Source organism: Methylobacterium sp. 142-1Y (assembly GCF_057747795.1).
In genome coordinates this window covers 3,543,236-3,562,672 of the sequence record NZ_CM173224.1, presented here as the reverse complement: position 1 = coordinate 3,562,672, position 19,437 = coordinate 3,543,236, and the positions used below count along the sequence as shown (strand labels likewise).

Sequence of the window (19,437 nt, the reverse complement as noted above, 5' to 3'; positions counted from 1 at the left end):
TGGAGCCCTCCTTCGAGGTCAGCCGATCTCTGATCGGCTGACACCTCAGGATGAGGTCAAGGGTGGGAGAGAGAGCAGCATCACGCGTGCGGCCCGTTTTTTGGAATCGGGACGGGTTCACCCGCCCCAGGCCGGATCCGCCAGCACGCTCTGCGTATGGTCCCCCACCTGCGGCGAGGCGGTCTGGGCCGCCATCGGCACGCCGTCGATGACGATCGGCGAGCGCACGCTCGGGATCGTGCCGCCCTTCGCCCGGGGATCGGGCAGGTCGAGGCGCATCCCGCGATGGACCACCTGCGGGTCGGAGAAGACCTCGGCGAGGTCGTTGATCGGGCCCACCGGGACGTTGACGGCGCCGAGCCGGGCCAGCAGATCGGCCTTGGTGTGGCGGCCGGTCTCGGCTGCGATGAGCGGGATCAGCACGTCGCGGCGGGTGACGCGGCCCGGATTGGTGGAATAGTCCGGATCGAGGTGCCAGGTCGTGCCGAGGACACCACAGAACTTCTGGAACTGCCCGTCATTGCCGCAGGCGACGATGATGTGGCCGTCCGACGTCGGGAAGACCTGATAGGGGACGATGCTGGTATGCTCGTTGCCCATCCGGGGCGGCAGCATGCCCGACACGAGGTAGACCAGCGCCTGGTTACCGAGCACCGAGACCTGGGTGTCGAGGAGTGCCATGTCGATGTGGCAGCCCTTGCCGGTGGCGTGCCGGCCCTGGAGCGCGGCGAGGATCGCCACCGTGCCGTAGACCCCGGTGAACACGTCCGCGAAGGCGACCGCGGTCTTGACCGGCTCGCCCTCGGGCTCGCCGGTGAGCGACATGATCCCGCCCAGCCCCTGGACCATGAAGTCGTAGCCGGCCCGCGGCGCGTAGGGCCCGTTCTGGCCGAAGCCGGTGACCGAGCAGGTGATCAGCCGCGGGTTGAGGGCGCTCAGAGCCTCGTGGTCGAGGCCGTACTTCTTCAGGCCGCCGACCTTGAAGTTCTCGATCACCACGTCGGCATGGGCGGCGAGCTTGCGCACCACGGCCTGGCCGTCTTCGGTCTCGAAATCGGCCGCGACCGAGCGCTTGCCGCGGTTCGTCGAGTGGAAGTACGAGGCCGAGAGCGTTTCGCCGTCCGCGCCCTCGACGAAGGGCGGGCCCCAGGTCCGGGTGTCGTCGCCGACGACCGGCCGCTCGACCTTGACCACGTCGGCGCCGAGATCCGCCAGGAGCTGGCCGATCCAGGGACCGGCCAGGATGCGGGCGAGTTCGAGCACCTTGATGCCGGCGAGGGGTTTGTGCACGAAGACCGAGCCTCCCAGTCACGCGTCTCCCGTTTGCGGGATGACGCCTCAGATCCCGCTTCTGCGGGATCGCGTTCCGCCTGCATACGCCGAGGCTTAGGCAGCGGGAAAGGCCGCCGGCCTCCGGTCAGCCCTGCGTCAATCGCCGCCCGGAGGCGGGGTCGAACAGGTGGAGCGCGCTTCCGTCGATCGCGAGGCGCACCGTGTCGCCCTCCTGCGTGGCGGAGCCGGCGGGCACCTGCACCGCCACGTCGGTGCCGGCGAGCGGCCCGTGCAGCAGGCGGGTGGCGCCGAGCTCCTCGACGAAGGCGACACGGAAGGGCAGCCCGTCCTCGGCGATTTGCAGGTCCTCGGGCCGGATGCCGGCCTCGACCGCGGTGCCGGCTTTCATGCCGGTCACCGGGATCACCGTCCCGTCGATCCGCACGCCCCCCGCCACGGCCTCGGCGGGCAGGATGTTCATCGGCGGCGAGCCCATGAAGGTCGCGACGTAGCGGGTGGCCGGGCGGCGATAGATCTCGATCGGGCTACCGACCTGCTCGATCTGTCCGCCATTCATCACCACCAGCCGGTCGGCCATGGTCATCGCCTCGACCTGGTCGTGGGTGACGTAGACCGTGGTGACGCCGAGCTGGCGTTGCAGGCGGCGGATCTCGACCCGCATCTGCACCCGGAGCTTGGCATCGAGGTTCGACAAAGGCTCGTCGAACAGGAAGACCTGGGGCTTCCGCACGATCGCCCGCCCCATGGCGACGCGTTGGCGCTGGCCGCCCGAGAGCTGGCGCGGATAGCGCGTCAGCATCGCCTCGAGGCCGAGCAGCCGCGCCGCCTCCTTCACCCGTGTCTCGATCTCGTCTTTACGCGTGCCGCGGTTGCGCAAGCCGTAGGCCAGGTTGTCGTAGACGCGCATATGCGGATAGAGCGCGTAGTTCTGAAACACCATCGCGATGTCGCGGTCGGCGGGCTCGACGTCGTTGACGGTGCGGCCGCCGATGGTGATCGCCCCCGAGGTCACGGTCTCGAGGCCGGCGATCATCCGCAGCACGGTGGACTTGCCGCAGCCCGAGGGGCCGACGAGGACGCAGAAGGCGCCGTCCGGCACGTCGAGCGAGACGCCGCGCACCGCCTCGACGCCGCCGGAATAGGTTTTTCGGAGTTGGTCGAGGGCGAGGCCGGCCATCAGAGGCACCCGATCATACGGAAAGCGATCACTTCTCGGTCTCCACCAGGCCGCGCACGAACAGCTTCTGCATCGCGAACACGACCACGACCGGCGGCAGCATCGCCAGCACGGCGGTCGCCATGACGATCTGCCACTCGGTGAGCTGGTCGGTGATCGAGGTCATCTTGCGCAGGCCGATCACCACAGTCTGCATGTCGTCGCGGGTGGTGACCAGCAGCGGCCAGAGATACTGGTTCCAGCCATACAGGAACTGGATCACGAACAGGGCCGCCATCGTGGTGCGCGAGAGCGGCAGCAGGGTGTCGAGGAAGAACCGCACCGGCCCGGCCCCGTCGATGCGGGAGGCCTCGACGAGCTCGTTCGGCACCGTGAGGAAGAACTGGCGAAACAGCAGCGTCGCCGTCGCCGAGGCGATCAGCGGCAGGGCGAGGCCGGCATAGGTATCGAGCAGGCCGAGATCGGCCGCGACCTTGTAGGTCGGGTAGATGCGCACCTCGACCGGCAGCATCAGGGTGACGAAAATCGCCCAGAAGGCCGTCTGCCGGAGCGGAAACTTGAAGTAGATCAGCGCATAGGCCGAGAGCAGGGAGATGAAGATCTTGCCCAGTGCGATGGCGAGCGCCATGATCGTGCTGTTCAGCAGCATCACCCCGACGGGGACGCCGGCCATGCCGGATTCGGTCAGCGCCCGCCGGTAGGTCTCGAAGCCGTGGCCCCCCGGCCAGAGCGGCATCTGGCCGTTGGCGATGGTGGCGGCATCGTGCGTCGAGCCGATCAGCGCGAGATAGACCGGGAAGACGACGATCCCGACCCCGAGGCAGAGCACGAGATGCGGGATCAGGTTGCCGAAGCGGCGGTTCTCGACCAACGGGGCCGCTCCCTGGCGGGTGGTGTCTTGAGTGCCGTGCCGCACCGCCGTGACGGGCGTGCGACGCTCCCTATCATCGCCTAAGCTCTGACGGAAGCGCCGCCCGTCTGAAGACCTTTACAGGCCCGCCTGCTCCGCCAAGGCCTTGAGGTCTCCTTGCGGCCGGGCGCCGAGATGCGAGATGATCTCCGCCGCCGCCACCGCACCGAGGCGGGCGCAATCGGCGTGGTCGAGGCCGCGGGCGAGGCCGGCGAGGAAGCCCGCCGCGAACAGGTCGCCGGCACCGGTGGTGTCGACCACCTCGCGCACGGGCGAGGCCGGCACGGACCGGGTCTCAGCCCCCGAGACGACCAGGGCGCCCTCTTCCGAGCGGGTGACGACGCCGAGGAGGCCCTTTTCGGCACGGAGCGCCGCCAGAGCGGTGTCGGCATCGGCGGTCTGGTACAGGCTCTTCAGCTCGTGGATGTTGGCAAACAGGATGTCGAGGCTGCCGTCGCGGATCAGCCCCAGGAACTCGTCGCGGTAGCGGTCGACGCAGAAGGCGTCCGACAGGGTCAGCGCGATCTTGTTGCCGGCACCATGAGCGATCTTGGCCGCCTTGCGGAACGCCTCCTTGGCGGCCGGCGGGTCCCACAGGTAGCCCTCGAGGTAGACGTGGCGGGCGCTCCGCACGGTCTCCTCGTCCACGTCCGCGGCGGAGAGGCCCTGGCAGGCGCCGAGATAGGTGTTCATGGTGCGCTCGCCGTCCGGCGTCACCAGCACGAAGCAGCGGGCGGTGGCCGGGCCTTCCGTCGCCGGGGCGACGCCGAAATGCACGCCGGTGGCGTTGAGGTCGTGGGCGAAGAGGCGGCCGAGCTCGTCGTTCCGCACCTTGCCGATGAAGGCCGCCCGCGCGCCGAGGAGCGCCGCGCCGACCGCCGTGTTGGCGCCCGAGCCGCCCGAGATGATCGTGGCCTGTCCCATCACCCCGAACAGGTGCTCGGCCCGCGCCTCGTCGATGAGCTGCATCGCGCCCTTGTGCACGCCCTCACGCACCAGGAAGGCCTCGTCGGTGCGGGCCATCACGTCGACGATGGCGTTGCCGAGGACGAGGAGGTCGAGGAAGGAGGTCATGCAGGGGCTCGCGCGCAAGGAAATGGCGCGGCTGTCGCATCCGCCGCCGGGAGGGTCAAGCGCCGCCTCACGGCTCCTCGAACAGGGATGCGACGGTGAGTTCGAGGCCCGGCGGGTCGAGGACGAGGGTGCCGTCCTGCAGGGACGTGCTGTCGATCCCGTCGCCGGCCCGGCGATGGTGGACGACCGTACGGCGATCCGGATCGACCATCAGGTAGTGATGGATGCTCGGCACCCGGAAATAGCCGGAGAGCTTCTCGCTCGCATCGGTCCGGCGGGTGCTGGGAGACAGGACTTCGACGACGATGACCGGATCGGGAATCTCGACGGAGTTCGCGTCCCTGCGTGGTCCACAATAGACCAGGGCATCCGGCTCATACGCCGTACGAGCGTCGATCCGGACGGTCATGCCATCCGGCAGGGCTCGGCAAGACAGCGCAGCAGCCCGGATGCCGCGCCTCAACGCGACGTAGACGGCGGCCTTGACCTCGGCGTGCAGCACGCGCTCCGGTGTCATCGTGTAGACCTCGCCCTGCACGAGCTCGTAGCGTCCTGGATTGGTTTCGCTCCAGGCCAGGTACTCGTCCACGTTCATGTGTCTCTGCGGAAGCGGCGTCATCGCGTCGAACCTGTCGGTGGCACTCCTGCGGCCGGCATCGTAGCACGCCGGCCACCGCCCGCCGAAGCGGTCTCTCCCCCGCGAGCGCGATGGTCCGGCCGAGAGGGCAGCCCTTCCTCGGCCCCGATCCGGGCCCCGGGCGCCGGGCGGATCGACCAGTGCCGGGATGCGATAGTCGCTTTCTGCTGAGCCGCTCATTTCCGTGACGGTAGGGTTGTCAAAACAACCTCAATGCTACAATCATCGGTCGCTCCGAACGATTCGTTCGTCGCCCGGAGACCGGAAAGTACTCACGACAACGGATCGACGTCGCTCCGAAAAAGGATGGGTGCGATCATGGATCCTGCCGTCAAGTCGATTGAGGTGATCCATGGCTGATGTGTCCGGCCTGTGGACCTATCGCAGCTACAGGAACGATCCCGCTTTGATCTCCGGTGATCCGGACAAGGCGGCGCAGAACATTTTTGGCGAGGGCGTGTTCGACCTTCGTCTCGACGGACAGGCCGTGACGGGCACGCTCGACATGGGCGGCGGCTACGTGCTCGATCTCACGGGGAGCGCCGCGGCGGGAGCGGAGATCGCCCTCGTCGGCCTGGGCCGCGCCGGAACGCCGACGGCGGGCTGGGAATACGATTATCGCGGCGTGCCCGCCTATCGCTGGCCCAACGGCGTGGGCCAAGTCCCGGCCCTGGTCGGGACGGTGATCCGGGCAAAGCCCCATGGCGGTGCGCCGGCCGGCACTGTCGCCTCGTTCATCGCCGTGAAACGGGCCTGACCCCCCTGCGAGGCCGGCCTGCGCGCCCTCCCATCGACCCGATCAGACACGAGGCCTTAACGCATGCCGATCGACCAGGCTGGACGCCCGACGACCGGGCCCCGATCCGCTCCGCCGCGCCGGCGGCGGGCCGTGCCCCTCGCCCTGCTGGCGGCCCTCGCGGCCGGGCCGGTCGCGGCGCAGACCGGGCCCGCGGCGGCTCCGGCCGGGCCTGCGGCGGCGCCCGCGAAAAGCCCGCTCTTCGCCAACCCGCCGATCCTCGGCGAGCGGGGCGCGAGCACGCCGCGGCTCCGGGGCTTCGCCCCGGGCGCGGCGGTGACGGCGCCGGCACCGCGGCGCACGCTCGACCTCCATGTCAGGAAGATCGCCGGCACCCTGTACAACCCGGCGACGGGCCGGAACGACCAGGTCAACCTGCGCAGCTATACCGGCGAGGGCGTCGATCCGTCGGCGCCCTACGTGGCGCCGGTCATCGAGGTCGCCCCGGGCCAGCGCGTCACCGTCGCCCTGCACAACGATCTCGAGCCCGAGCCGGATTGCGCCGGCGGCCATGCCGCGCCGAACACGCCGCACTGCGCCAACAGCACCAACCTCCACTCGCACGGCCTCTGGGTCAGCCCCGCCGGCAACGGCGACAACGTGCTGGTGTCGATCGATCCGAAGCAGAGCTTCACCTATTACTACGATCTCCCGGACGATCACCCGTCCGGCACCTTCTGGTACCACACCCACCGGCACGGCTCGACGGCGTTGCAGGTGTCGAGCGGCATGGCCGGCGCCCTCGTCGTGCGGGGGAACCGCCTGCCGCAGGCGAACGCCAACGGCGACATCGACACGCTGCTGACCAACGGCGACGGCAGCAGCATGGAAGAGCGCCTGCTCGTCCTGCAGCAGATCCAGTATGCTTGCCGCGACGCGACGGGTAAGATCAAGACGGGACCCGACGGCGGCTGGGTCTGCGATCCGGGCGACATCGGCGGCATCGAGCTGGGTCCCGATCCGACGAATCGCTACGACCAGTTCGGGCCCCAATCCTGGTCGACCTCGGGCCGCTTCACCACGATCAACGGGCTCATGCGCCCGCATTTCGAGGCCCGGGCCGGGCGCGTCGAGCGCTGGCGCCTGATCCATGGCGGCGTGCGCGACACGATCGTGCTGGCCTTCCGGCCGCGCAAGCCGGGCGCTCCCGATCCGGTCAATCTCGGCAAGGCGCAGACCGCGCAGTACCTCGCCCGGTATTGCGACGGTGCGCCGATCGCCTACCATCTGGTCGCCGCCGACGGCCTGACCATGAAGGCGGCGTTCAAGACCACCGCCACGACCCTGCAGCCCGGCTACCGCAACGACGCCCTCGTGATCTTCCCGGAGGCGGGCGATTACTGCGTCACCAACGAGGCCGTGGTGGGCGCCGCCAGCGTCACCCAGTCCGCGCGCGAGCGCCAGCTGCTCGCCACGGTCGCGGTCGCGCCCGGCACCCCGGCGCCGGACCCCGCCGCTGCCCTGACCGAGGCGCTGGTGGCCGCGGCCGAGCGGACCATGCTGGCTTCGGTCAAGCCGAGCGTCGTCGCCGACCTGAAGGACGGTCTCAAGCTCACCCGCTTCGTGCCCCACCCCGACATCGCCGAGGGCGAGGTCACCGGCCGGCAGGAGCTGACCTTCTTCATCAAGATCGAGCCCGGCAAGCCGGCAACCTTCGAGGTCGGCAACACGTCCTTCGACCCGAAGAAGTTCGATCCGGCGACGTTCGCGCCCCGGCCCTACGATCCGAGTGTCGTCGACCGGCTGCTGCCCCTCGGCGGGGTCGACGAATGGACGCTGCAATCGGCCTTCGCCAGCCACCCGTTCCACATCCACGTCAACCCGTTCCAGATCGTCGAGATTCGCGATCCGAACGGGGTCGACGTCAGCGCGCCGGGTGCGGTCGACCAGGCCGGCGGCACCGACACGCAATATCCCGGCCTGAAGGGCGTGTGGAAGGACACGCTGTGGGTCAAGAACCTGATCGAGAAACCGGCGGACTTTCCCGCCAAGCTCGACTCCTCGACCTACACGATCAAGATCCGCACCCGCTATCAGCGCTACATCGGCGAATATGTCCTGCATTGCCACATCCTCGATCACGAGGACCAGGGCATGATGCAGAACATCTGCGTCGACCTGCCGAACGGCAGCGGCACCAATTGCGGCCGCCTGCTGCGCCCGGACCGGGTATCGACCCCGCGCCCGCACCATTGAGGCCTCACCCGTGGCGCGCACGCGGCGCGCCACGGCTCACTGGCGATCCGCTTCTCCGGACGGTCTCTTCCGGGTGGCGGATCACTGCATCGACTGCATCTCGCAGTTCGCGTAGGCCACGCTGCCGTCGGCAAAGGCCTTGAGCTTGCGCGCATAGGCCTCGGCGCCGGTGCGGTAGGGGCCGAGCTGCGCGTTGTAGGCCTTGATCCCGTCATTGTAGGTGTAGGCCTCCCAGCCCGGGCAGCCGCCCTTGGCATCGAGGCAGGCGGGCTTCTGCGGCAGGGCGGGCTTCACCGGCTTCTCGCTCGCCGGCGGCGGGGCCGGCGGGGTGGGGCAGGCTCCTTGCGCCGCGGGCGCCAGCAGCATCAGGAGGGCGGCGAGGGCTTTGCGCGGCACGGCTTCGTCTCCGGTGAGGGGCGGCCTCTCACGCCATCGTGTGGTCGGCGGATCGGGTCAAACCTCCGCTCGCGGCTTATCTGTGGCGCAGTCAGCCCTGCTCCCGGTTCCCGAATGCTCGCCCCACCCCGGATCGCCTTTCCTCGTCTGGCCTACCCTTGGCTCGACCGCGCCGGCCGCCTGTCGCGGTTCAAGCTCGCGGTCTTCCTCCTCGCGCTCGCGCCCGGCCTGTGGTTCACCGGGGCCTACGCCCTCGACCGCCTCGGCGCGAAGCCGCTGACCGCCTATCTCCACGCCATGGGCGACTGGTCGGTGCGGTTCCTGATCCTCTCGCTCGCGGTCACGCCGATGCGGCGCATCGCCAACGCGCCGAAGCTGATTCTGGTGCGGCGGATGCTGGGGCTCACCGCGCTCGCCTACGCGCTGGTGCACTTCACCCTCTACATCGCCGACCAGAAGTTCGACCTCGCCCGGGTGGCGAGCGAGATCGTTTTTCGCATCTACCTCACCATCGGCTTCGCCGGTCTGCTCGGCCTCGTCGTGCTCGGCGTCACCTCGACCGACGGGATGATCCGCCGCCTCGGCAAGGCCTGGCCGCGGCTGCACCGGCTGGTCTACCCGCTCACCGCCCTGGCCCTGCTGCACTTCTTCATTCAATCGAAGATCGACGTCTCGAACCCGGTCTACTGGAGCGGGCTGTTCCTGGCCCTGATGGGCTGGCGGCTGATGCACCACCTCAAGGTGCCGACCGCGCCGCTGCCGCTCTTGGGCCTCAGCGTGGCCGCCGGCCTCGCCACGGCAGGGCTGGAGGCCCTGTGGTACGCGCTCGCCACCGGCGTGCCGCCGCTCGCCGTGCTCGCTGCCAACCTCGACTTCTCCTACGACGTGCGCCCGGCCTGGTGGGTGCTCGGCACGGTGCTCCTGACCGTACCGCTCAACCTGTGGCAGGGCCGCGCGGCGTCGGGCGGGAGGGGGTCGGCGGCGAAAGGACCGGTGGCACGGGCTGCACGAGCCTGACGGTCTCGGGCTGACGATCGCACAGGGAGACCTGAAACCCTCCGTGTCATCCCGGAGCCGCGCGGCGGAACCCGGGATCGATAACCGCTGACTCTTCAGGATAGAGCCGGCCATGTTCAGCCTGTTCCCGAGCCGTCAGCGGTTATGGCTCCCGGGTTCTCGCCTCCGGCGAGCCCCGGGATGACGGGCAGGGAAGAATGACGAGCGTTCGACTTTGACAGGAGGTCGAGCCTTCCTTTGCCGAAGCGAAATACGAGAATAGCGCAGGAAAGCTCGGTCAGCTTTCTTGCCGATCTCGATCAATGGTCTGGAATGTTCAGAGAAGTGGTGCCCGGGGACGGAGTCGAACCGCCGACACTGCGATTTTCAGTCGCATGCTCTACCAACTGAGCTACCCGGGCGCACCGGCCGCGCGTGGCGACGGTCCAAGCACCAGAGATCGTCCTTGTTGAAGGACGGCACCACCCTTACCGGAGATAAGGAAGTGGTGCCCGGGGACGGAGTCGAACCGCCGACACTGCGATTTTCAGTCGCATGCTCTACCAACTGAGCTACCCGGGCCCGCCGGCTGCGTGGGGCAGCGGCGTTGAGCGGCGGTATAGAGACGCTCGGATCGCCTGTCCAGCCGTCTCGTGCGGGCGCGCGGGCGATTGTTTGCCGGCAGCTACCTCTTGCCTCTGTCTGCCGGCAGCCGCCTCATGCCTCGGCGGTACGGCGACGGCGGGGCGCGCGGGCCGGGCTCGCAGGGGTGCGCGGGCGGCGGGTCTTGGTCGCGGCGGCCTTCTTCATGGCGGTCTTCTTGACCGGGGCCTCGCGGGAGGAGGGCGCCCCGGCCTCGCCGCCCGCATGAGCGTCGAGGAAGGCGCGGCAGGCGTTGAAGTCGGTCTCGATCTCGGGCGGCAGCGCCTCCAGGCGCTTCTCGCGGGCGAGCGAGGCGGCGAAGCGCAGCATCGCCGGGGTCGGTGGGCGGGTCGCGCCATCGCCCGCCGGAATGGTCCTGTCCTCCCCCAAGGCGGTCCTGGGCCCCGCATGGGTGTTGAGGAAGAGCCGGCAGGCGCCGGCCTCGCGGGTCGCCTCCGGGGGGAGGGGGATCCCCTTGCGGGCGGCGAGCGACTTGGCGAAGGACACCATCGCGGCGGTCGGCGCCCGGCCGCCGCGGGGCGGGGCCTCGCCCTCGACCGCCAGCCGCTCGACGCCCGAGACCGCGCCGATCAACGCCTCGACCCGCTCGCGGGTGCGCTGGCGGAAGGCCTCGGCCCGCCGCACGGCTTCCGATTTCGTCGTCGCCCGACCGATCTCGGCCAGTTCCGATTCGAACACCGCCCGCCCGACCGGGTCGCCATAGGCCGGAAACACCCGGCGCACCGCGGCCACGAAGGCGAGGCCCACGTCCGTCACGGTGATCGCCGGGTCCTTGCCCTTGAGCAGCGTGACGTAGTGGCTCTTCATCAGCTTCGGCAGCACCGCGTCGCGGGTCGCGGCGGTGCCCAGCCCCTTCGGCTCGGTCGGGTTGGCGGGGTTCTCCAGCGCCCGCTTCAGGGCCGGATCCTCGATCTGGTCGATCAGGCGGCCCATCACCACCGGCAGCTCGCCCCGGGTGATGCGCCGGGGCGGCTCGGTCCGAGCGGTCTCGATCGTCGGTTCGCCGCCCGTGCCGGCCTCGCCATCGCGGACCGGCGGCAGGCGCCCGGTGGTCGGCTCGTCGTCGGCCTTGGCCTTGCCGGGCACCACCTCGTCCTCGTCGGCCTCGGTGCCGTAGAGGGCGCGCCAGCCCGGCACCTTCACCACGCTGCCGGTGATGACGAAGCGCTTCTGCCCGAGCGGCGTCGCCACCTCGGCCGTCACCGTGGTGCGGGCGTCGATCCCGTCGGCCATGTGGGCGGCCAAAAAGTTCTTGGCGACGAGCAGCCACAGCCGCAGCGCCTCGGGCGCGGCGTCGCCCGGGCCGGGCACCTTGCGCAGGGGCACGATGGCGTGGTGCTCGCCCGGGTCCTTGACGTAATGCCCCTTCGGCCCGCGGCGGATCTGCGGCGTCGCCGGGTTGTGGGCGGAGAGATCCTTGTCGGCGACCGCGATCGCCGCGAGCACCGCGGCGGCGTCCTTGGCTTGCGATTCCGGCAGGTGCACCGATTCGGTGCGGGGATAGCTGAGATAGCCCTTGTCGTAGAGCGCTTGCGCGTGGCGCGCCGTGACTTGGGGGTCCCAGCCGAAGCGCTTGGCGCAGGCGCGCGCCAGGGTGTCCTTCGAGAAGAGCTTGGGCGGTGTCCGGCGCACGTCCTTCTGCACCACCGCGAGCGGGCCGGCCCAGCCCTCGGCGGCGTCGCGGATCGTCTCGGCGTCCTCGATCGCGAAGATCTTGTCCTTCGGCGCGTGCCAGAGCGTCAGGCCGGCGCCGCTCTCCGTCGTCACCGGCAGGGCGACCTTATAGAAGTCGCGCGGCACGAAATTGCGGATGCGCTCCTCGAGATCGGCCAGGATCGCCAGCGTCGGCGTCTGCACGCCGCCGAAGCGCCAGGGCTCGCGGAAGGCCGGGGGGCGCAGGCGCAACGACACCGCCCGCGTGCCGTTGAGGCCGAGATGCCAATCCTCGTATTGCCGGCACAGGGCCTCGAGATAGGCGGCATAGTCGCGCTCGCCGGAATCGTCCTCGCGCGCCAGCAGCCCGAAGGCGCGGCGGATCGAGATCTCGTCGAGCGCCCCGAGGCGCAGGCGATCAACCCGGCCGCGCCAGCCGAGATGCTCCAAGACCTCCCAGGCGATCATCGAGCCCTCGCGGCCCGGATCGGTTGCGATGATCACCCGCTCGACCCCGGACAGCGCCTGGCGGATCGCCGCGAGCTTCGGCGCATGCGACTGGCCCGAGCGGCCGTGACCGGGTGCGACCGGCAGCCGCTCCAGGGCGATCGGCAGCGCGTCGAAGCGCCAGGGCTTCCAGTCCGGTCGGATCTCCCCGGGCTCGGCCACTTCCAGGAGGTGCCCCTCGGCCGCGACGCAGACCGTGCTGGGCGAGCGGAAGAACCGCTGCACCTGGCGCATCGCCGAGGGTTTCTCGAAGAAGAACAGGGTCTTGCCGCGGGGATTCGAACCGGAGGGTGAGCCGGGGGAGGTGGCCTGCGCCATGGCAGCGGGACGCTCCTGGGCGGGCGGAGGAGCCCGAACGAAGCAGGAACATACCGGAGGCTCCCGGGTACGGTCAACGCGGCGCATCGCGAAAAGAAAGGGCGCGGGCTTCTCCTCTTCCCGCGGGTGCAGGGCTGTCCGGGGAAAGATTGAGGCGCGAGTTTTCCCCTCTCCCCGCGGGCGGGGAGAGGCCTTCACCCCCCTCGTCGGGGGTGAAGGGAGCAGCGAACCGCAGGTTCGCCGCGAGGGTGAGGGGGTGTCTCAGGATGAGGCTCTTCCGGAACCTCCCCCTCACCCTCGCTTCGGCTTTCGCCTCCGCTCACTTCATCGACGACAAGGTCGATGAAGTCCTCTCCCCGCCCGCGGGGAGAGGGAGATTTCCCGCGCCTCCTCTTTTCCCCGGACAGCCCTGCCGTCCGCGGGGAGAGGGGACACCCGGCGCCACACCGTTCCCCAGACGGCCCTTCCCCGAATGAGCGCCGCTCTCGGCTCCGCGTTCGCGCGATTCACCCTCACCGCCACGTTTCCGCCCGCGAAACGCCGCTTGCGCCCCGTGCATTCATCACATAAAGATATCTTTATGTTTCGCATCGGAGGCGAGGAGCCCCCAGGTATGACCGCCACCGTCCCCTTCGTCGACGCTTTGAGCGTGCTGCGGGCCGCCGCGGAGGAGACGCGCCTGCGCATCCTGGCGCTGCTCGGCGAGGGGGAGTTGTCGGTCTCCGACCTCACCGACATCCTCGGCCAGTCGCAGCCGCGGATCTCCCGCCACCTCAAGCTCCTGGTCGAGGCCGGGCTGGTGGTGCGCCACCGTGAGGGCGCCTGGGCGTTCTTCCGCCTGCGCGAGGGGATGGCTGCCTTGGTCGCCCCCCTCATCGCGGCCCTCGACACCGCGGCGCCGCCGCTCTCCGAGGACCGGGCGCGCCTCCAGGCGGTGCGGGCGCAGCGCGCGGAAGCCGCCCAGAGCTTCTTCGCGCGGCTGGCGCCGCAATGGGACCGAGTCCGCTCGCTCCACGTGCCGGAGGCCACCGTCGAGGCGGCGGTGCTCGACGCGCTGGGGAGCGGCCCGATCGGCAGCGTGGTCGATCTCGGCACCGGCACCGGGCGGATGCTCGGTCTCCTGGCGCCGCGGGCCGCCCGGGCGACGGGGTTGGATGCCAACCACACGATGCTCTCGGTCGCCCGCGCCAACCTGGAGCGCCAGGGCCTGACCCGGATCGACCTGCGCCAGGGCGACATCCACGCCCCGCCCTTCGGCCGGGCGAGCTTCGATCTCGTGTTGATCCACCAGGTGCTGCATTATCTCGACGACCCGGCGCGGGCGCTTCGCGAGGCCGCCCGCCTCGTCGCTCCGGGCGGCCGCCTCCTCGTGGTCGATTTCGCCCCCCACAGCCTGGAATTCCTGCGCGCGGACGAGGCGCATCGCCGCCTCGGCTTCGCTCCGGAGCAGGTCGCGAGCTGGCTCTCCGAGGCCGGCCTGACCGACGTGCGGCTGCGCCACCTCGCGCCCTCCGGGGCCGCGGAGCACCAGCTGACCGTCACGCTCTGGCTCGCCCATCACCCCGAGGCCGCCGCCGATCAGCAGATCGGTGCCGGGCTGCCCGACCGCGCCGTCGCCTGATTCTCCCCTTTCTCGATCGTCCGCCGAGGCCGCCGATGTTCCCCTCCTCCTTCCGCCCCAGCCGCGACAGCCACCGCCCGATCCGGGTCTCGTTCGAGTTCTTCCCGCCGAAGACCGCCGAGATGGAAGCGACCCTGTGGTCGTCGATCGAGCGCCTGGCCCCCTTGGGCCCCAGCTTCGTCTCGGTGACCTACGGCGCCGGCGGCTCGACCCGCGAGCGCACCCACAACACCGTGGCGCGCCTGGTGCGCGAGACCGACCTGAAGCCCGCCGCCCACCTCACCTGCGTGGCCGCCACCAGGGGTGAGGTCGACGACGTGGTGCGCGCCTATCACGAGGCCGGCGTGCGCCACATCGTGGCCCTGCGCGGCGACCCGGCGGAGGGCGTCGGCACCGCCTACACGGCGCATCCGGGCGGCTACGAGCGCTCCTGCGACCTCGTCGCCGGCATCAAGCGCATCGGCGACTTCGAGGTCTCGGTCTCGGCCTATCCGGAGCGCCACCCGGAGGCCGGCTCCCTCGACCAGGATCTCGACGCGCTGAAGGCCAAGGTCGATTGCGGCGCCGACCGCGCCATCTCCCAGTTCTTCTTCGAGAACGATCTGTTCTTCCGCTACCTCGACCGGGTGCGGGCGCGCGGCATCAATATTCCGATCATCCCCGGCATCCTGCCGGTACAGAACTTCAAGCAGGCCGCCAACTTCGCCCGCCGCACCGGCGCCTCGGTGCCGGACTGGCTCGCCGCCCGCTTCGAGGGGCTGGAGGACGACGTCGCCACCCGCAAGCTGGTGGCCGCGGCGGTCGCCGCCGAGCAGGTGCTGGATCTCGTTGACCGCGGCATCACCGATTTCCATTTCTACACCATGAACCGCGCCGACCTCGTCTACGCGATCTGCCACCTCTTGGGCTTGCGCGCGGCGCCGGTGGTGGCGGAGAAGGCGGCGGCCTGATCCGTCTTCTCTCAAGGAGAGCCTTCCGTGGCTGAACCGCAGGACATGATCGTTCCGCTGCTGCGTGAGATGCGCGCAGCCTTCGAGCAGCGATTCGACCGGATCGACCGCAAGCTCGACGAACACGATGCGCGCTTCGACAAGATCGAGCGGCGGTTCGACAATCTTCGGCAAGCGGTCAACGGTGAGTCCATCCTCGGCCGCTATGCAGTTGCGGAAGTCGAGGAGCGCCTGGACGCGATCGAGCGACGCCTCGCCGAGATTGAAACCCGGCGCTGAGTCGGGAAAAATCTCGTATTGACCGACACAGACAAACCGGGTCGTACTGCGCGACCCGGCTAAATTTTGCATCTATTGTACTGCCCGACCCGCTGGAACCACACCCCGATGACCGATTTCCGCCCCGCCGACGGTGCCGACATCCTGACCGCCCTGCGCCGGCGCGCGGCGGAGAAGATCCTCGTCCTCGACGGGGCGATGGGCACGGTGATCCAGCGCCTCGGCCTGACCGAGGCCGATTTCCGCAGCGAGCGCTTTCGCGATCACGCCCATGACCAGAAGGGCAACAACGATCTCCTGATCCTCAGTCAACCGGACGCGATCCGGCAGATCCACCTCGACTATTTCCTCGCCGGCGCCGACGTCGTCGAGACCAACACCTTCTCGGGCACCACGATCGCCCAAGCCGATTACGGCATGGAATCGGTGATCCACGAGCTGAACGCGCAAGGCGCGCGGCTCGCCCGCGAGGCGGCGGTTCTCGCCGAAAAGCAGGACGGGCGCCGCCGCTTCGTCGCCGGCGCCATCGGCCCGACGAACCGCACCCTGTCGATCTCGCCGGACGTCAACAATCCGGGCTACCGCGCTGTCACCTTCGACCAGGTCCGCGAGGCCTATGCCGAGCAGGTCCGCGGCCTGATCGCCGGCGGCGCGGAACTCATCCTGATCGAGACGGTGTTCGACACGCTGAACGCCAAGGCGGCGGTGGCGGCGGCCTGGCAGGTTTTCGACGAGACCGGCACCCGCCTGCCGATCATGATCTCGGGCACCATCACCGACCTCTCGGGCCGCACCCTGTCGGGCCAGACCCCGACCGCGTTCTGGCACTCGCTGCGCCACGCCGAGCCGCTGACCTTCGGCCTCAACTGCGCGCTCGGCGCCCGCGAGATGCGCGCGCATATCGATGAATTGTCGCGCACCTGCGACACCCTGGTCTGCGCCTACCCCAATGCCGGCCTGCCGAACGAGTTCGGCCTCTACGACGAGAGCCCGGAGGCGATGGCCAGGCTCGTCGGCGAGTTCGCCGAGAGCGGCCTCGTCAACATGGTCGGCGGCTGCTGCGGCACCACGCCGGACCACATCCGCGCCATCGCCGGTGCGGTGGCCGGCAAGGCGCCGCGCCGGGCGCCGACCGTGAAGCCCTTGATGCGCCTGTCGGGCCTCGAGCCCTTCACGCTGACGCCCGAGATCCCGTTCGTGAACGTGGGCGAGCGCACCAACGTCACCGGCTCGGCGCGCTTCCGCAAGCTCGTCACCAACGGCGACTACGCCGCCGCCCTCGACGTCGCCCGCGACCAGGTCGCGGCCGGCGCCCAGATCATCGACGTCAACATGGACGAGGGCCTGCTCGACTCGCAGAAGGCGATGGTCGAGTTCCTCAACCTCGTCGCCGCCGAGCCCGACATCGCCCGCGTCCCGGTGATGATCGATTCCTCGAAGTTCTCGGTCATCGAGGCCGGCCTGAAATGCGTGCAGGGCAAGGCGATCGTGAACTCGATCTCGCTCAAGGAGGGCGAGGAGAAGTTCATCCACGAGGCCAGGATCTGCCGCTCCTACGGCGCCGCCGTGGTGGTGATGGCCTTCGACGAGGACGGGCAGGCCGATTCGCTCGAGCGCAAGGTCGCGATCTGCACCCGCGCCTACAAGGTGCTGACCGAACAGGTCGGCTTTCCCCCTGAGGACATCATCTTCGATCCCAACGTCTTCGCGGTGGCGACCGGCATCGAGGAGCATGACGGCTACGGCGTCGCCTTCATCGAGGCGGCGCGGATCATCCGCGAGACCCTGCCGCACGCCCATATCTCGGGCGGCATCTCGAACCTGTCCTTCGCCTTCCGCGGCAACGAGCCGGTGCGCGAGGCGATGCACGCGGTGTTCCTGTACCATGCGATCAAGGTCGGCATGGACATGGGCATCGTGAATGCCGGCCAGCTCGCGGTCTACGACGAGCTGCCCGCCGAACTCCGCGAGCTGTGCGAGGACGTGGTCCTCAACCGCCGCGAGGACGCCACCGAGCGCCTGCTCGACGCCGCCGCCCGCTTCAAGGAGGGGGGACAGGCGCGCGACAAGACCGCCGATCTCGCCTGGCGCGAGGCGCCGGTGGAGAAGCGCCTGGAGCACGCGCTCGTCAACGGCATCACCGAATACATCGAGGCCGATACCGAGGAGGCCCGCGCCGCAGCCGCCCGTCCGCTCCACGTCATCGAGGGCCCGCTGATGGCCGGCATGAACGTGGTCGGCGACCTGTTCGGCGCGGGAAAAATGTTCCTGCCGCAGGTGGTGAAGTCGGCCCGCGTGATGAAGCAGGCGGTGGCCTACCTGATGCCGTACATGGAGGCGGAAAAAGCCGCCAACGGGGGCGTCGGCGGGCGGCAGGCGGCCGGCAAGGTGCTGATGGCGACGGTGAAGGGCGATGTCCACGACATCGGCAAGAACATCGTCGGCGTCGTGCTCGCCTGCAACAACTACGAGATCATCGATCTCGGCGTGATGGTGCCGGCAGCCAAGATCCTGGACACCGCCCGCAAGGAGAACGTCGACATCGTCGGTCTGTCGGGCCTCATCACGCCCTCCCTCGACGAGATGGTCCACGTCGCGGCCGAGATGGAGCGCGAGGGCTTCGACGTGCCGCTGCTCATCGGCGGGGCGACGACCAGCCGGGTCCACACCGCGGTGAAGATCCACCCGGCCTATGCCAAGGGCCAGGCGGTCTACGTGACCGATGCCAGCCGCGCCGTCGGCGTGGTCTCGAACCTGCTCTCGCCCGACACCAGGGGGCAGACGATCGAGACGGTGCGCGCCGAGTACAAGCGCGTCGCCGAGGCCCATGCCCGCTCGGAGGCCGACAAGCAGCGCCTTCCCCTCACACGAGCCCGCGCCAACGCCTTCAAGCCCGACTGGTCGGCCTACACACCGGTCAAGCCGACGTTCACCGGCACGCGGGTTTTTCGCAGCTACGAGGTGGCGGAACTCGTCCCCTATATCGACTGGACGCCCTTCCTGCAGACCTACGAGTTCAAGGGCCGCTATCCGGCGATCCTCGACGACCCCGAGCAGGGGCCGGCCGCCCGCGCCCTGTTCGAGGACGCGCAAGCCATGCTGCGCCAGATCGTCGAGGAGCGCTGGTTCAACCCGAAGGCGGTGATCGGCTTCTGGCCGGCCAACGCGGTCGGCGACGACATCCGGCTGTTCACCGGCGAGAGCCGGACCGACACGCTCGCCACCTTCCACGGCCTGCGCCAGCAGCTCTCGAAGCGCGACGGGCGGCCCAATACCTGCCTGTCGGACTTCGTGGCGCCGGCCGAGAGCGGGCTGCCCGACTATGTCGGCGGCTTCGTGGTCACGGCGGGCCTGGAGGAGGTGCGGATCGCCGAGCGCTTCGAGCGCCAGAACGACGATTACAAGTCGATCCTGGTCAAGGCGCTCGCCGACCGCATCGCCGAGGCCTTCGCCGAGCGGATGCACGAGCGGGTGCGGCGGGAATTCTGGGCCTATGCGGCCGACGAGACCTATTCCCCGGCGGACCTCGTCACCGAGCCCTATGCCGGCATCCGCCCGGCCCCGGGCTACCCGGCCCAGCCCGACCACACCGAGAAGGTCACGCTGTTCGACCTGCTCCAGGCCGAGCCGCGGATCGGCGTCAAGCTCACCGAATCCTACGCGATGTGGCCGGGCTCCTCGGTCTCGGGCCTCTACCTCGCCCATCCGGACGCGCATTACTTCGGCGTCGCCAAGGTGGAGCGCGACCAGGTCGAGGATTACGCCGCCCGCAAGGGGATGGACGTTGCCGAGGTCGAGCGCTGGCTCGGGCCGGTGCTGAACTACGACACGGCGCGGTATCGCGTGGCGGCGGAGTAGGGGGCGCTTGCCTTGAGGGGGCGGTCCGTCGGACGACGCATGGCTCTCCAAGAAAACTCCGAGACGACCATAGCGCGGGTTTCTCCTCTCCCCGCGGGCGGGGAGAGGCTTTC

At 69.6% G+C, this 19,437-nt stretch carries 14 protein-coding genes and 2 tRNA genes; 7 read left to right on the top strand and 9 right to left on the bottom strand.

Annotated features, from left to right (window positions below):
- Positions 1–117 precede the first annotated feature (117 nt).
- The 5 genes from AC3AOF_RS16250 to AC3AOF_RS16230 all read right to left on the bottom strand — a co-directional run bounded on the left by AC3AOF_RS16250 (position 118) and on the right by AC3AOF_RS16230 (position 5,073).
- Entirely contained in the window at positions 118–1,290 is a 1,173-nt protein-coding gene (locus AC3AOF_RS16250) for a CaiB/BaiF CoA transferase family protein (RefSeq protein ID WP_236989864.1), read from the bottom strand.
- Positions 1,291–1,417: 127 nt separating this feature from the next.
- Positions 1,418–2,470: an ABC transporter ATP-binding protein gene (locus AC3AOF_RS16245; RefSeq protein ID WP_488345898.1), complete on the bottom strand. Its 1,053-nt coding sequence runs from the start codon at positions 2,468–2,470 to the stop codon at positions 1,418–1,420.
- 28 nt (positions 2,471–2,498) lie between these two features.
- Entirely contained in the window at positions 2,499–3,341 is an 843-nt protein-coding gene (gene ugpE / locus AC3AOF_RS16240; RefSeq protein WP_236989866.1) for a sn-glycerol-3-phosphate ABC transporter permease UgpE, read from the bottom strand.
- 117 nt (positions 3,342–3,458) lie between these two features.
- Entirely contained in the window at positions 3,459–4,454 is a 996-nt protein-coding gene (locus tag AC3AOF_RS16235; protein ID WP_488345897.1) for an adenosine kinase, read from the bottom strand.
- 67 nt (positions 4,455–4,521) lie between these two features.
- Positions 4,522–5,073 carry a Uma2 family endonuclease gene (locus AC3AOF_RS16230; RefSeq protein ID WP_488345896.1) on the bottom strand — a complete coding sequence of 184 codons (552 nt, stop codon included), beginning with the start codon at positions 5,071–5,073 and terminating at the stop codon, positions 4,522–4,524.
- 370 nt (positions 5,074–5,443) lie between these two features.
- Between AC3AOF_RS16230 and AC3AOF_RS16225 the strand changes: the two genes are divergently transcribed.
- Both AC3AOF_RS16225 and AC3AOF_RS16220 read left to right on the top strand, forming a co-directional pair.
- Positions 5,444–5,848 carry a hypothetical protein gene (locus AC3AOF_RS16225; RefSeq protein ID WP_488345895.1) on the top strand — a complete coding sequence of 135 codons (405 nt, stop codon included), beginning with the start codon at positions 5,444–5,446 and terminating at the stop codon, positions 5,846–5,848.
- A gap of 63 nt (positions 5,849–5,911) precedes the next feature.
- Positions 5,912–8,083, top strand: coding sequence for a multicopper oxidase family protein (locus AC3AOF_RS16220; protein ID WP_488345894.1), 2,172 nt, complete (start codon positions 5,912–5,914; stop codon positions 8,081–8,083).
- An 81-nt stretch (positions 8,084–8,164) separates the two neighbouring features.
- Here AC3AOF_RS16220 and AC3AOF_RS16215 read toward each other — a convergent pair whose 3' ends face one another.
- Entirely contained in the window at positions 8,165–8,449 is a 285-nt protein-coding gene (locus tag AC3AOF_RS16215; protein ID WP_236992774.1) for a hypothetical protein, read from the bottom strand.
- Between the two features lie 144 nt (positions 8,450–8,593).
- Between AC3AOF_RS16215 and msrQ the strand changes: the two genes are divergently transcribed.
- A complete protein-coding gene (gene msrQ, locus AC3AOF_RS16210; RefSeq protein ID WP_236989871.1) occupies positions 8,594–9,496 on the top strand; it encodes a protein-methionine-sulfoxide reductase heme-binding subunit MsrQ in 903 nt (300 codons plus the stop codon).
- A gap of 325 nt (positions 9,497–9,821) precedes the next feature.
- Here the strand turns inward: msrQ and AC3AOF_RS16205 are convergent.
- The 3 genes from AC3AOF_RS16205 to AC3AOF_RS16195 all read right to left on the bottom strand — a co-directional run bounded on the left by AC3AOF_RS16205 (position 9,822) and on the right by AC3AOF_RS16195 (position 12,616).
- Positions 9,822–9,897 (bottom strand) — tRNA-Phe (locus tag AC3AOF_RS16205).
- An 84-nt stretch (positions 9,898–9,981) separates the two neighbouring features.
- Positions 9,982–10,057: transfer RNA gene (locus tag AC3AOF_RS16200), tRNA-Phe, on the bottom strand.
- A gap of 135 nt (positions 10,058–10,192) precedes the next feature.
- Entirely contained in the window at positions 10,193–12,616 is a 2,424-nt protein-coding gene (locus tag AC3AOF_RS16195; protein WP_488345893.1) for a type IA DNA topoisomerase, read from the bottom strand.
- A 613-nt stretch (positions 12,617–13,229) separates the two neighbouring features.
- On the opposite strand from AC3AOF_RS16195, the gene AC3AOF_RS16190 reads away from it, so the two are divergent.
- From AC3AOF_RS16190 to metH, 4 genes are all read left to right on the top strand, one after another.
- Entirely contained in the window at positions 13,230–14,237 is a 1,008-nt protein-coding gene (locus tag AC3AOF_RS16190; protein ID WP_488345892.1) for an ArsR/SmtB family transcription factor, read from the top strand.
- Between the two features lie 35 nt (positions 14,238–14,272).
- The gene (metF, locus tag AC3AOF_RS16185; RefSeq protein ID WP_236989874.1) at positions 14,273–15,187 is read left to right on the top strand and encodes a methylenetetrahydrofolate reductase [NAD(P)H]; all 915 of its coding nucleotides are present in this window, start codon (positions 14,273–14,275) and stop codon (positions 15,185–15,187) included.
- Between the two features lie 27 nt (positions 15,188–15,214).
- Positions 15,215–15,466, top strand: coding sequence for a hypothetical protein (locus tag AC3AOF_RS16180; protein ID WP_236989875.1), 252 nt, complete (start codon positions 15,215–15,217; stop codon positions 15,464–15,466).
- 108 nt (positions 15,467–15,574) lie between these two features.
- Positions 15,575–19,324, top strand: coding sequence for a methionine synthase (gene metH, locus AC3AOF_RS16175; RefSeq protein WP_236989876.1), 3,750 nt, complete (start codon positions 15,575–15,577; stop codon positions 19,322–19,324).
- The last annotated feature ends 113 nt before the right edge of the window (positions 19,325–19,437 follow it).

Bases quoted from the DNA above. Each gene is read 5' to 3' on its own strand.
- msrQ (WP_236989871.1), top strand. From the start codon at position 8,594: ATGCTCGCCCCACCCCGGATCGCCTTTCCTCGTCTGGCCTACCCTTGG.
- AC3AOF_RS16230 (WP_488345896.1), bottom strand. From the start codon at position 5,073: ATGACGCCGCTTCCGCAGAGACACATGAACGTGGACGAGTACCTGGCC.
- AC3AOF_RS16190 (WP_488345892.1), top strand. From the start codon at position 13,230: ATGACCGCCACCGTCCCCTTCGTCGACGCTTTGAGCGTGCTGCGGGCC.
- AC3AOF_RS16245 (WP_488345898.1), bottom strand. From the start codon at position 2,470: ATGGCCGGCCTCGCCCTCGACCAACTCCGAAAAACCTATTCCGGCGGC.
- AC3AOF_RS16215 (WP_236992774.1), bottom strand. From the start codon at position 8,449: ATGCTGCTGGCGCCCGCGGCGCAAGGAGCCTGCCCCACCCCGCCGGCC.
- metF (WP_236989874.1), top strand. From the start codon at position 14,273: ATGTTCCCCTCCTCCTTCCGCCCCAGCCGCGACAGCCACCGCCCGATC.
- AC3AOF_RS16220 (WP_488345894.1), top strand. From the start codon at position 5,912: ATGCCGATCGACCAGGCTGGACGCCCGACGACCGGGCCCCGATCCGCT.
- AC3AOF_RS16225 (WP_488345895.1), top strand. From the start codon at position 5,444: ATGGCTGATGTGTCCGGCCTGTGGACCTATCGCAGCTACAGGAACGAT.
- AC3AOF_RS16195 (WP_488345893.1), bottom strand. From the start codon at position 12,616: ATGGCGCAGGCCACCTCCCCCGGCTCACCCTCCGGTTCGAATCCCCGC.
- metH (WP_236989876.1), top strand. From the start codon at position 15,575: ATGACCGATTTCCGCCCCGCCGACGGTGCCGACATCCTGACCGCCCTG.
- AC3AOF_RS16235 (WP_488345897.1), bottom strand. From the start codon at position 4,454: ATGACCTCCTTCCTCGACCTCCTCGTCCTCGGCAACGCCATCGTCGAC.